This window comes from Ruegeria sp. ANG-S4 (assembly GCF_000814005.1).
Taxonomy (GTDB): domain Bacteria; phylum Pseudomonadota; class Alphaproteobacteria; order Rhodobacterales; family Rhodobacteraceae; genus Ruegeria.
Window position 1 is genome coordinate 208,936 of sequence record NZ_JWLK01000002.1, and the last position, 12,526, is coordinate 221,461.

Consider the following 12,526-nt stretch of genomic DNA (forward strand, 5'->3'; position numbering starts at 1 on the left):
CAATAAGAAGACGCGTTCCCTGATTGCTGTCATCCAATCTCTGCCGGATCAACGGCCCGGCCTTCACGCAGCGATTTCAACGCAGCCTCGGCGAGGATCAGCGCTTGCAAGCCATCCTGCCCAGACGGCTGCGGAACAGTTTGATCTGCTATCGCAGCTACGAATGCAGCAATCTCGGCGGCATAGGCGTCAGTGTAACGGGTCATGAAAAAGTCATGCAAAGGTGGGCGCAAATATCCATCAGAGGTCGCGACCTCGATCGATACCGGGCGCTGGTTTTCGGCCGCGCACATCCCGAGTGACCCAAAGACCTCAATACGCTGGTCATAGCCGTAACTCGCCCGGCGGGAATTGGTAATCGTGCATTGCTGACCGCCGCGCGTCGTCAACAGGACCGAGGCGGTGTCATAGTCATTATGATCGGCGACTTTCGGGTCAACCAGAACCGAGGCCGTCGCCTGGACACTTGTGAATTCTTCGCCAAGCAGGAAACGGGCCATGTCAAAGTCATGGATCATCATGTCTCGGAATATGCCACCTGAGACGTCGATATACTCGTAGGGTGGCAAGCCAGGATCGCGGGAAATTATCGTGGCCTGTTCCAGCGAACCCAGCGTACCGCGATCAATCTCGTGCTTGATGCCCGCAAAGTGCGGATCAAACCGGCGGTTGAAGCCGAGCATAAGCTGGGCACCTGTGTCTTTGACCACCTGCAGACAGGACTTGACCCGTTTGAGGTCAAGATCGATTGGTTTTTCGCAGAAAATCTTCTTTCCGACCCGTGCGAATGCCTCGATCAGATCGGCATGCGTGTTGGTCGGCGTGCAGATCACAACGGCGTCGATTGTATCGTTGGAAATGATTTCCTCGATTGTGCGAACCGGGCACCCGTATTGCTCGGCAACGGCATTGGCCGCGTCGGGGAAAGCGTCGGTTACGGCGCAAAGCTTGGCATTCGGATCGCGTGAGATCGCCTGTGCATGAACTTTGCCAATCCGGCCTGCGCCAAGAAGTGCAATTGAAATGGTCACGGTTTGTCTTCCTTGGTTCGGCCCAGATTTGGTGGGCGTTCGGGCTTTGACAGAGTTCCGGGTCGGACCGGCAGTAATCGTTTAAGACGGTCTTTCGGAAATTTCAAAGCACAAAACGACCAGCGACATCATCCTATGCCGGATCCTCCAAGTTTCGCGTTATTCGCTCTGGCGAGGGCCTTTGCAGTTTACAGATGCGATTTTTGCTTTTTAACTATTTATCTGAATTTACCGATGTTTTTGACAAAAAAGGTATCCGACAATGTCGCAGACAATCGACCTTCATCAATACGAGAACTTAAGCCCATTCGAGATTAAGGACGAACTGATCAAACTTGCGCAAAAAGAGTCTCGCAAGTCGACGTTGCCTTACCTGAACGCTGGACGTGGCAACCCCAACTGGATTGCCACCAAAGCAAGAGAGGCGTTTTTTCTACTGGGTCAGTTTGCGATGACCGAGGCGCAGCGTGACCGTAACGAGCCGCAGGTCGGACTGGCCGGGATGCCCCAAGGGCCGGGCAGCTACACGCGGCTCAAGTCTTATTGTGCGGCGTCGGAAGGCGTCAATGCGCCTCCCGGAGCCAAGACGTTGGCGGCAGTAGTGGATTTTGCGATCAAGAAGTTCGGGTTCGACCCTGACGCTTTTGTGCTGGAACTGACTGACGGTATTGTTGGTGACCACTACCCGATGCCCGACCGTTGCCTCGAGCATAATGAAGCAATCGTGCACGAGTTCATTATGTGGGCCATGTGCGCGGGTCACAAACCGGATGCCAAGTTTGACATATATGCCGTCGAAGGTGGCACAGCAGCCATGTGTTACATCTTCAAGTCACTCAAGAACCAACGGTTGTTGAATGCCGGCGATACGATTGCATTGGCCACCCCGATATTCACGCCGTATCTGGAGATGCCAGAGCTTGAAGACTATTCCCTGAACGTTGTTCATGTGTCCTCTGAGGAAGAAGACCACTTCCAGTTAACCGACGAAGACCTCGAAGCGTTGGCTGACCCGAACGTCAAAGCACTTTTCATGGTCAATCCCGGCAATCCGTCAGCGGTCGCGATGAGCCAGGAAGCGCTCGCGCGGCTGGTCAATTTTGTGAAGACGCGCCGACCGGATCTGATCATCCTTACGGACGATGTGTATGGAACGTTTGTTCCCAACTTCGAATCCGTCATGGGCCATCTGCCGGCGAACACAATCGGTGTTTATTCCTATTCCAAGTATTTTGGCTGCACCGGTTGGCGTCTAGGCACCATTTTGGTGGCCGAAGACAACATCTTTGACAAAATGATCGCCGATGCCCCGACCGAGGTGAAATCCGTGGTCGAGGCCCGGTACACGACCTTGTCCCCGGATCCGTCCAAGATGAAATTCATCGACCGCATCGTCGCCGACAGCCGCGATGTTGCCCTCAACCACACGGCTGGATTGTCGCTGCCGCAACAGGTCATGATGACCTTGTTCTCTCTGGTTGAACTGATGGATGACGACAAAGCCTATCAGGCTTTCTGCCGCGGCATACTGGAGCATCGTTTTACCGAGCTTGTCGAAGGATTGGGCATCGATGTCCCCGAAAACCCACTGTTCGACCGGTACTATGGCATCATTGATTTCGAGTTTTGGCTGAGGAAATATGTTGGTGAGGAGGTTGTCGATTGGATCAAGGAAAACGTCCATCCGCTCGATATCTCGTTCAAGCTGGCGCAGGATCACGGGATTGTTCTGCTGAACGGATCCGGATTTGACGCGCCGAATTGGTCGGCGCGGGTGTCGTTCGCAAATCTTGACGACAGCGCATATCGCCAGATCGGGCGCGCGGTTCGCGCCGTGGCGGCAGGGTACGTTCAGGCATACCGCGCTTCGAAAGGGTTGCCGTTACATGGTTGATCCGAACCGTTGGCGGCCCGGCGTCTGACATGCAACTGATCGGCTCGATCTTTGGCGCTCATCCAGAGCTTGCCTTGTTCTGCAGCCTTGCGATCGGATACGCGCTCGGCAAAATAACCATTGGCTCATTCAAGGTGGGTTCTGTAGCGGGCTGCCTTCTGGCCGGTGTTCTGGTTGGCCAAACAGGTGTGGTCGTCTCTGACGACGTAAAACAGGCATTCTTTTTGCTGTTTCTGTTTTCCATCGGCTATCGCACCGGTCCGCAGTTCTTTCGGTCACTGAACCTTGGCGCTTTGCCGCAAATCGCGATCACAGTGCTTTTGTGCGTCGTGGCTTTGGTCACAGCCATGCTTCTTGCCCCCTTGATGGGGCTGTCAGTGGGAATTGCCGCAGGTCTGCTGGCTGGCGCGGTGACCGAAAGCGCAACCCTTGGCGTGGCAATAGATGCCTTTGCAAAAACCGGTGCGGATCCAGCCGCGCAGCAGATCTTTGAGGCGGAAATCGCGACCGGGTTTGCCGTCGCGTATTTTGTCGGCGTGATCGCGACCATAGTCTTTCACACGCAAGTGACCCCAAGGATCTTTGGCCGATCTCTGAAAGAAGCTTGCGCGGAATATGAAGCTGAGTTGGACGGGGACCAACATCCGGTCGTGTCCCAGCATCGCGACTTTGAGGCACGCGCCTATCGGATAAACCCGGATTTCGCGGGCCAAACCGTCGCAACGCTCGAGGAGCATGTTCCACCGCATGTGCGTGCCTACTTTGACCGCGTCCGTCGGGGTGACAATATTCTGCCGACCACCAAGGATATGATCCTGCAAGAAGGCGATATCGCGGCGATCGCGGGCCTACGCTCATATCTGATTGATCATGCCCCAGTGCTGGGCGAAGAGGTCGAAGACCCGGAGCTGCTGGACCTGCCGGTTGAAACCAATGACATCGTTGTCACCAACAGCGATGTCGTCAACAAGACCCTGGGCGAGCTATCGCAACATCCCCAGGCGCGTACCATCTTTCTGCGCGGCATTATGCGCAGTGGTGAGCGTTTGCCGATCTTTCGAGGTGTTACATTGCATAAGGGGGATGTCCTGACAGTTTCGGGCACCCGTCGCCATATCGAGGACGCCGCGGCGGCGCTTGGATACCTCGACCGCGAAACGAAAGAGACGGATATGGTCTTTGTTGCGTTCTTTATCCTGTTGGGGGGTCTTATCGGAATACCCGCTTTGAAATTTGGGGCGCTTGAATTGGGTCTGGGTACATCGGTCGGCGTACTGCTTGGCGGTTTGGTGGCGGGGTGGCTTCGGTCGATCCGCAGAACGTTTGGTTTCGTACCCGAAGCAACCTTGTGGATCTTCGACTCGGTGGGTTTGTGCGTATTTGTTGCTTGCGTCGGCATCACATCCGGAACCAGCTTTGTCACCGGCGTCATGGAAAGCGGGCCATCGCTGATCTTGGGATCCGTCGTTATCGTTCTTCTGGCCCATGGCTCGGCGGTCTTCGTTGGTCACAAGGTATTCGGCATCAACGAAGGTGTCTTGGCCGGAACCTGCTGTGGGGCGGGGACCTCTGCTCCCGGGTTGGCGGCTGTCCAGGAAGCCGCCCAAAGTCAGGTCCCGACACTTGGGTACGGTCTGGGTTATGCGGTGGGCAACGTTTTGCTGGCGCTCTGGGGCTCTGTCATCGTCCTCGTGTTGATTTGAGTAATCAGGGGACAAAAGCTACGACCAAGGGACCCCAAAGCGTCAGGAATATGTTCGCAACCGCGTAGGTCATCGTGAATGCCGGCGTAGGTGTCGAGTTCCCTGCTTTTTCCAGAAGTGTGGCAAAGCCCGGGTTGCCCGACCGGGAACCGGTGACAACGGCGCATGCCTCGACCGGATTGCGAATTCGTAAAGCGAAATAGTTGATCGGGAACTGAACGATCATTGGCATCAAAGTCACGACGACCCCGAGCAACAGCAAAATGATGCCGTATTCCTGAATGGCCTGCAAAGCAGGTTGCCCGGCATTCAGGCCGACTACGCCGACAAACACGGCAAGGCCGAAACTCTGCAGGAAATCGGCAGCGCCGCGATTGATGCCGCCGATTTTCGGGCGGCGGATACGCAGATAGCCGATGATAAGGCCGGTCACGAGACAGCCCAACCCGGACCCAAGTGCAACTTTGGTGCCGGCGATGACAAAGCTGATTTCGCCCACCAGGTATCCAACCGCGACGCCTATGCCCAATGCAATGAAGTTCGTGACCGACGCCGATGGTGGCACATAGCCTGCAAGTTTGGATACGCGGTTCAGGTCGTCCTTGTGACCAACGATACTTACCTCGTCACCAGCATGAATCTGCGTATCCTGCAACACCGGGATGTCGTGCCCCATGCGTGTGATTTTCGAAACATGCACCCCGCGACGCTGGTCCGCTGTCAGTGCCTCCCGCAATTCGCCAAGCGTTTTTCCAGTCAGCTTGCGGTTGGTGATGACCACGTTGCGTCGCTCTTCAACAACGGTAAGGGCAGGAGGGTATTCGCCCACCTCTTTGCCCGCCGACGCCTCGAATTTTGACAGCGCACCGACCAATCCCGACACGACGATAATGTCGCCTTCTGCAATCACTGTGTCAGGAGTTGGATCCAGAGGCGCGCCATCCCGCAACAGCTTCTCGACCAGAACGTCGCTGTCATAGCCGCCCTCGATTTCGGTCACGGATTGCCCCAAAACGGCGGCCCCGCTTTGTACGCGATACGCACGGGCGTCGAACCGGTTCATCGGCAGGAACTCGCCCTCTTCCAAAGAACGCCCGCCGCCGCTGAGTTTCTGGGCCAGTTTTATGGCTTCTTGCCGCAGGTCCCAACGCATGATGATCGGAATGACACTGACGGCCAGAATGGGCCCGATCGAGCCGAAAATATAGGTGACCGAATACCCTACAGCGATATTGGTCTTCAGCTTCTCGGCCTCTTCCGAGGCCAATCCCAGCAGGTCAATTGCATTCCCCGCCGTCCCAATAATGGCAGATTGGGTCAGACCTCCGGCCGCCAGACCAGCGGCCAGTCCCTTGTCCAGTCCGGCCCATGTGGCAACGGCGATTACGAAGAAAAGCCCCCACAAGGTCATCATGAACGCGGCCAGTAACTTGGTCAGGGCCGTTCGGTTCAATGCTGCAAAGAACTGCGGCCCGCCGTTGTAGCCGACCATGAATATGAAGAGCGAGAAAAAAACGTTCTGGACGTCGGTGCTCAGATTGATGCCGCCAATCTGGCCGACAAAGACTGCAACAAGCAATGTGCCCGCGATACCGCCAAGCTCAAACTTACCGACCCTGAACTTGCCGACCCCGTATCCTAAGCCCAAACACAGAAACAACGCCATGATCGGGTAGGTTCTAAGCTGATCTGCAATCAATTCCATTACACAGTCCCTAGGTTGCAAGCCCGTCGATACTGGCGCTGGGTACGGCGTTCAGAACGCTGAAAATACTCGAAAATCTGTGTTACCTGCACCAGTTTGGTTTCAGGTAAACATTCGTCTCGGATTCTGTCAATTGCGGGTGGACGCATCAACCGCGAGTGCCCCGCGTGCTGCCCGGCAAGACAGAGCGGTTCGGTCCATGGACAAATTAAAGCTCCAAGAACTTCTATTTGCCCTTCCAGACCGGATCGCGTTTCTCCGCAAAGGCCTTGGCACCTTCCAGTTGGTCTTCGCTGGCATAGAGCACATCCACCGTACGCAACTGCCGCTTGGTGATACGGTTCATGCTGTCCTGGAACTTCACATCCTCGGCATCGCGCACGATTTCCTTGATCGCGGCATAAACCAGCGGCGGGCCTGAGGCGAGAAGGCGGGCCAGTTCCCACGCGCGGTCCATCAACCGATCGGCGGCGACAACCTCGTTCACCAGACCCCAACGATTGGCTTCTTCGACATCGAACCAACGACCCGTCAGCAGCAGTTCCATTGCGATGTGATACGGGATGCGTTTTGGCAATTTGACGCTGGCCGCATCCGCCACGGTGCCCGAGCGAATCTCGGGCAAAGCAAAGCTCGCATGATCAGCGGCGAGGATCATATCCGCAGACAAGGCAAGTTCCAGCCCGCCGCCGCAGGCAATACCGTTGACTGCGGCTATGACGGGTTTGTTCAGGTCCCGCAGTTCCTGCAAGCCGCCGAAACCGCCGACACCATAATCTCCATCCACCGCGTCGCCATCGGCGGCCGCTTTCAAATCCCAACCGGGGCAAAAGAATTTCTCGCCTGCGCCGGTCAGGATGGCCACGCGCAACTCTGGGTCGTCCCGGAAGTCTGCAAAGACATCACCCATGATGCGGCTTGTGGCCAGATCAATGGCATTGGCCTTGGGACGATCCAGTGTGACCTCAAGGATCGCGCCTTCGCGGCGGGTTTTGATCGGGTCCATATCTCAGGCCTTTCTTATGAGCGCATCCACGGCGACCGCCCTGTCCGGCGTGCAGAGAAGCGGGTTGATCTCGACCTCGCAAAGCGTGTCGGCATTTTGCATGACATAAGCTTGAACGGCTTCGACCGCCGCCATGATCGCATCCATATCAGCCGCCGGTTGGCCGCGATAGCCCGCAAGCAGCGGGGCAATCTTGAGCTTGCCAAGGGCAGTCCGGATGTCGTCAGGGTCGGCAGGCACCAGCAGGGAAACGGTATCGCGCAGCACCTCGGTTAGCACGCCGCCCGCGCCCAGCGTCAACACGTAACCGTGGGCCGGATCGCGGATCACTCCGACAAGCAGTTCTGCGACCGTGCCGCTGATCATCTCTTCGACCAGAACTTGATCTGTTCCAATGTCCGCAGCGACGGTTGCCACATCCTCGGCCCCAATGCCCAGGCGCACGGCGGAATGTTCGGATTTATGCGCAAGACCAACGCCTTTCACGGCAAAGGGCCCATGCATCGCTTGCGCCGCAGCGCGGGCCTCATCCGGTCCGTGGGCTGTATGGTTTTGAGGCACGCAAAGGCCGCAATCTGCCAGCGCCATTTTGGAATCGCCTTCGGAAAGGGTTTGTCCCGCTCGGTCCTGACCGGCCAGTAATACGGGAAGGGAGGACGGCGCAGCGATCTGTCCTGCCGCGCGAATGGCGGACAGGGCTTCGCGCAGACCCATGAATGGGACGACACCGCCTGCCATAAGCTCCTGCGCGATGTCTTCAGGTAAAAGCTCGGGCAGTGTCGCCGCTATTGCAAACGGTGCGCCCGTTTCTGCGCGCACTTTCAGTGCCGCGCGTGTTGCGCAAGTCCAATCGGTTGGGTCGGTTGTTGGATAATCGACAATCGAGACCGTCAGATCGATATCGTCCCCGGTCATACCGGACCAAGCCGTGGCCATCGCGCTTTCGTCGCGCCAGACATAGGTATTGTAATCCAGCGGATTGTTCAGCGCGACCATCGGTCCAAGCGCGTCGCGCAGGCGGGCTTTTTTGTCATCGGACAAGCGCAGGAAAGTCAGCCCCGTGCCAATAGCCATATCCGCGATCAGGCTCGCCTCCCCCCCCGAGCAACTGATCGAGGCGATGTTGCCACCCGGCAGCGGACCATAGCAATGCAACAGTTTCAGTGTTTCGAGGAAATCGGGAAGGGCAGAAAGGCGTGGAATCCCGAGACGATCTAGCAGAGCCTGCGCCCCGGCATCACTGCCTGCCAGTGAGGCGGTATGCGAAACCGTCGCCGCCTGCGCTTGTTCCGATGCGCCAACCTTAAGTGCCACCAGCGGGATGCTCTTGTTATGGGCCTTTTGAGCCAATGCCTCCCATTCACGGATGTCCTTGAATCCCTCAATGTGCAAGCCGATGGCGGTGACGCGCGGGTCCTCGATCAGGGCCGAGGCGATCTGGGCCTGACTCGTCTGCGCCATGTTCCCACAGGCTACCATATAGGCAATGGGCAGGGCACGTTTCTGCATGGTCAGGTTGATCGAAATGTTCGAGCTTTGCGTCAGGATCGCCACACCCTTATCAACGGGTGTGGCCCCATGTTGATCCGGCCAGAGCAATGCGCCGTCCAGCGCGTTGATAAACCCGTAACAGTTCGGTCCCAGGATCGGCATGTCGCCAGCCGCCGCAATCAGTTGGTCCTGGAGGTTGCTGCTTGCGACGTCTTCCGCCGCAGCCTCGGAAAAGCCCGATGCGAAACAGACGGCCCCTCCGGCACCCATGCCGGACAAGAGCCGAACGGTTTCGATCGTGGCGTGACGATTGATGCCTATAAAGACCGCATCGGGCGCTGTTGGTAAATCTTCCAGGCGGCGATAGGCGTCATGGCCAGCAACCTCGGTCGCTTTGGGGTGGACTGGCCAGATTTGGCCCGCATACCCCATCCGCTTGGATTGCAGAATAACCTGCTGGCACCACGCACCGCCGCCGATCACAGCGATGGATTGCGGGCGCAGCAACCGGTTCAAGTCCTCGGGCATTGTCAGGCGCCCAGCGGCCGCAACAAATCGCGGCTGATGATGTGGCGCTGTATCTCACTGGTGCCATCCCAAATACGCTCAACCCGCGCGTCGCGCCAGAAGCGTTCGATTGGGAAGTCGTCCATCAGACCCATGCCGCCAAAGATCTGTAGGGTCGTATCTGTGACCCGCGCCAGCATTTCCGAAGCATAGAGCTTGGCCGACGCGATCTCGCGGTTTGACGGTAGTTTCTCGTCCAGACGCCACGCAGCGGAGAGTGTCAGCCAGTCGGCGGCATCAATCTCGGTGATCATGTCGGCGATCTGAAATCCAACGCCCTGGAACTTGCCGATGGCTTGGCCGAATTGCTTGCGCTCAGCCGCGTAGCTTAGCGCATAGTCAAAGCACCTACGTGCCCGTCCGACCGAAAAGGCTGCAACTGTGAGGCGTGTGGCATAAAGCCATTCGTTCATCACCGCGAAGCCGCCGTCGACCTCGCCCAGAACCTGCGCATCTGGCAGGCGGCAATTGTCGAAATACAGGATATAGTTCTTATACCCCTTGTGGCTGACCGAGTTATAGCCGTCCCGCACCTCAAACCCCGGCGTGCCACGATCCACCAGAAAGGTGGTGATCCGTTTCTTCGGCCCTTTCGGGGTGTCGTCCACGCCGGTTGCGATGAAGACGATGAAGAAATCAGCGTGCTCGGCCCCTGAAATGAAATGTTTCGAGCCGTTGATGACCCAATCCCCGCCATCCCGCGTGGCTTGACATTTCATCCCGCGCACGTCTGATCCGGCATCCGGTTCGGTCATTGCCAAGGCGTCCATCTTCTCGCCGCGCAAGGCAGGCAGAAGATAGCGCTCGCGCTGTTCGTCATTGCAGGCCATCAGGATATTCTGCGGCCGTCCAAAGAAATGGGTCAGTGCCATCGACCCACGACCCAACTCACGCTCGACCAGTGTGAAATCGAGATGCGACAACCCGGCGCCGCCAACCTCCTCCGGGAAGTTGCAGGCGTAAAAACCCAGATCGATACACTTCTGCTTGATCTGTTCGCCCAGTTCATGCGGAACCTGTCCGGTCCGCTCAACCTCGGCCTCGTGGGGATAGATTTCATTCTCGACAAAGCTGCGAACCGTGGAAACGATCATTTCCTGTTCGTCGGACAGACCAAAATTCATGTCGCATGTTCCCTGGATCAGTGATTGACGCAACAGACGCCATCGCGCATTTATATGGCATGCCAAGTTGGCCGAATATCATGCAGAGTTCGAAATTTTGAGCCAGCGCTACAATGTTCTTTTGTTCGACGACTTTTCGAACCATTGCCTCGCCAACATGATCGAGCCGTTGAGGGCTGCCAATACCCTGTCACGACAGCCCCTTTATGCTTGGCGATTCTGCTCGCTTGACGGGCAACCGGTGCACAGTTCCAGCGATCTTTTTGTCACGCCACATGGGGCGTTGGCCGATCAACGGGGTGACTGCCTAGTGGTCATGCCGTCCTACGGATATCTGAAGCTGGACAAGCGCGAGATCACCTGCGCACTCTTGACTGCTGCCCGCAGACACAAGCAGGTCGCCGGGCTAGACACGGGAAGCTGGCTGCTTGCCCGTGCCGGTTTGCTGGATGACTACAAGGCCACCATTCACTGGGATGAACTAACCCGGTTCGAAGAGGCCTTTCCAGCCGTCGACGTGGTCCGGGAAAGGTTCGTCATGGATAGCGACCGGCTCACATGTTCGGGCGCAATGGCGGCGTTCGATCTGGCCTCTGCCCTCCTTCAAAGGGATCATGGTCCGCTGTTGTCGATGGAGGTTGCGCATCTGCTGATGAGCCGGGGCGTCGCTACACGATACCCGCTGCCTATGAAATCCGAAGATACATTGGTCAATCGTGCGCTGACCGAGATGCAGGAAAACCTTGAAACGCCTCTGACGATTCAAAAAATTGCCCGCAAAATCGGGTGTTCGCAGAAACGCATCGAAGTCCTTTTCCAGGCCGAACTGAGAACGACACCACAGGCCGTCTACAAACGTTTGCGTCTGAACCTTGCCCGCCGGTTGGCAGAAGAGACGACACATTCGGTGGCCGAAATTGCCAGCCGCTGCGGGTACGACAATGCCAGTGCCATGACGCGCGCGTTTCGCGCTGAATTCGGCCAAACCCCCAGCGAGGTCAGGGCCCAGGTTGGTCTTTAGGACCTAAAGGCGCTGACGGGCTTTCCGAACTCGCGCAGAAATGACCGCCCCATCGAAGAAGCACCTGAAAAACCGCATCGCATTGCGATTTGTTCTGCACTCAGCCGCGTTTCCTGCGCCAGATAGCGTGCATGTTGTAAGCGGTAGAGCCGGTAGTATTTGCCCGGGGTCATTCCCAGCGCGTCCGAGAAAGCCCGGTTCAGGCTGCGTTCCGATATGGCAACGCGATCGGCCAGTTCGAATGTGGTCAGCGGTCGCTCGACATTTTCGGCTATGACATTCAAGGCGTCCAACACTTTGGGTGAACCGCGGTCGATCAGGTGCTTGGCACCGCGCTGCGATGCGTTTTGCCTTGCGGGATCAAAAAGAAACATGTTCGACGCGTCAAATGCTGCGGCTGGACCAAACATATCTTGAATCAGATCCAGCATCAGGTCCAGGGCTGTGCTTGCGCCTCCACATGTCATGATTTTGCCGGTGCGAACAAAACGTGCGGTCGTTACATTGACGCCCGGAAAAGCCTCGGCAAATGCGTCCAGTTCCTGCCAGTGTATCGTTGCACTATGCCCGTCCAAAAGCCCGGCTTCGGCCAAAAGCCATGCCGCCGTATCCAGGGCCAAGACACGTTTCGCATTTCGTGCCGCTTGCCGAATTTCAGCAACCAGTTGTTTTTTTGCCTGCGCCCGTACACGGTAGCCAGCGACAACAACTAAAATCCCATTTGTCATCTCTGGGTCGAAGCTTCGGTCAGGTGAGATTGTCAGCCGGGATGAGCTTTGAATGGTCTCGCCTCGAAGCGTCGTAACCTCCCATTCAAGGTTGGCAATGGCGGACCGCATGTGGACATCGCGCAGCGGTTCAAGCGCGTTGGCCAGAACCATATTTGAAAATCCCTCGAGAAGTAGGAACTCGAATTTGTAAGGGGCGGTTGGCGAGAAATGGTTAGTCATTGACGAATAAAGTACCGAGGACGGCGCCGTTTTG

Annotated in this window: 9 protein-coding genes; 3 read left to right on the forward strand and 6 right to left on the reverse strand. The window is 57.0% G+C overall.

The annotated features are described in order from the left end of the window. Positions 1-29 precede the first annotated feature (29 nt). Positions 30-1,031 carry an inositol 2-dehydrogenase gene (gene iolG / locus RA28_RS08470; RefSeq protein ID WP_039526691.1) on the reverse strand — a complete coding sequence of 334 codons (1,002 nt, stop codon included), beginning with the start codon at positions 1,029-1,031 and terminating at the stop codon, positions 30-32. A gap of 262 nt (positions 1,032-1,293) precedes the next feature. On the opposite strand from iolG, the gene RA28_RS08475 reads away from it, so the two are divergent. Next, on the forward strand, positions 1,294-2,925 hold the full coding sequence (locus RA28_RS08475) for a bifunctional aspartate transaminase/aspartate 4-decarboxylase (RefSeq protein WP_039526695.1): 1,632 nt from the start codon (positions 1,294-1,296) through the stop codon (positions 2,923-2,925). Next, positions 2,922-4,628: an aspartate:alanine exchanger family transporter gene (locus RA28_RS08480; RefSeq protein WP_052261376.1), complete on the forward strand. Its 1,707-nt coding sequence runs from the start codon at positions 2,922-2,924 to the stop codon at positions 4,626-4,628. The genes RA28_RS08475 and RA28_RS08480 overlap by 4 nt, the downstream gene beginning before the upstream one ends. Before the next feature lie 4 nt (positions 4,629-4,632). Here the strand turns inward: RA28_RS08480 and aspT are convergent, their stop codons facing one another. The 4 genes from aspT to RA28_RS08500 all read right to left on the reverse strand — a co-directional run bounded on the left by aspT (position 4,633) and on the right by RA28_RS08500 (position 10,521). Further along, a complete protein-coding gene (gene aspT, locus RA28_RS08485) occupies positions 4,633-6,333 on the reverse strand; it encodes an aspartate-alanine antiporter (protein ID WP_039526698.1) in 1,701 nt (566 codons plus the stop codon). 226 nt (positions 6,334-6,559) lie between these two features. Further along, positions 6,560-7,339: a carnitinyl-CoA dehydratase gene (locus RA28_RS08490; RefSeq protein WP_039526701.1), complete on the reverse strand. Its 780-nt coding sequence runs from the start codon at positions 7,337-7,339 to the stop codon at positions 6,560-6,562. Between the two features lie 3 nt (positions 7,340-7,342). After that, positions 7,343-9,358, reverse strand: coding sequence for an acetate--CoA ligase family protein (locus RA28_RS08495; RefSeq protein WP_039526704.1), 2,016 nt, complete (start codon positions 9,356-9,358; stop codon positions 7,343-7,345). A gap of 2 nt (positions 9,359-9,360) precedes the next feature. Continuing rightward, a complete protein-coding gene (locus tag RA28_RS08500; protein ID WP_039526707.1) occupies positions 9,361-10,521 on the reverse strand; it encodes an acyl-CoA dehydrogenase family protein in 1,161 nt (386 codons plus the stop codon). Between the two features lie 97 nt (positions 10,522-10,618). Between RA28_RS08500 and RA28_RS08505 the strand changes: the two genes are divergently transcribed. Beyond that, positions 10,619-11,542 (forward strand): GlxA family transcriptional regulator, encoded by a 924-nt coding sequence (locus RA28_RS08505; RefSeq protein ID WP_039527726.1) that lies wholly within the window; start codon positions 10,619-10,621, stop codon positions 11,540-11,542. Here the strand turns inward: RA28_RS08505 and RA28_RS08510 are convergent. Further along, entirely contained in the window at positions 11,539-12,492 is a 954-nt protein-coding gene (locus tag RA28_RS08510) for a GlxA family transcriptional regulator (RefSeq protein ID WP_039526710.1), read from the reverse strand. The two genes, RA28_RS08505 and RA28_RS08510, sit on opposite strands and share 4 nt — an antisense overlap. Positions 12,493-12,526: the final 34 nt, after the last annotated feature.

Excerpts from the sequence above, each read along its gene's own strand:
- RA28_RS08475 (WP_039526695.1), top strand. The coding sequence starts at position 1,294 with ATGTCGCAGACAATCGACCTTCATCAATACGAGAACTTAAGCCCATTC.
- RA28_RS08490 (WP_039526701.1), bottom strand. The coding sequence starts at position 7,339 with ATGGACCCGATCAAAACCCGCCGCGAAGGCGCGATCCTTGAGGTCACA.
- aspT (WP_039526698.1), bottom strand. The coding sequence starts at position 6,333 with ATGGAATTGATTGCAGATCAGCTTAGAACCTACCCGATCATGGCGTTG.
- RA28_RS08500 (WP_039526707.1), bottom strand. The coding sequence starts at position 10,521 with ATGAATTTTGGTCTGTCCGACGAACAGGAAATGATCGTTTCCACGGTT.
- RA28_RS08495 (WP_039526704.1), bottom strand. The coding sequence starts at position 9,358 with ATGCCCGAGGACTTGAACCGGTTGCTGCGCCCGCAATCCATCGCTGTG.
- RA28_RS08510 (WP_039526710.1), bottom strand. The coding sequence starts at position 12,492 with ATGACTAACCATTTCTCGCCAACCGCCCCTTACAAATTCGAGTTCCTA.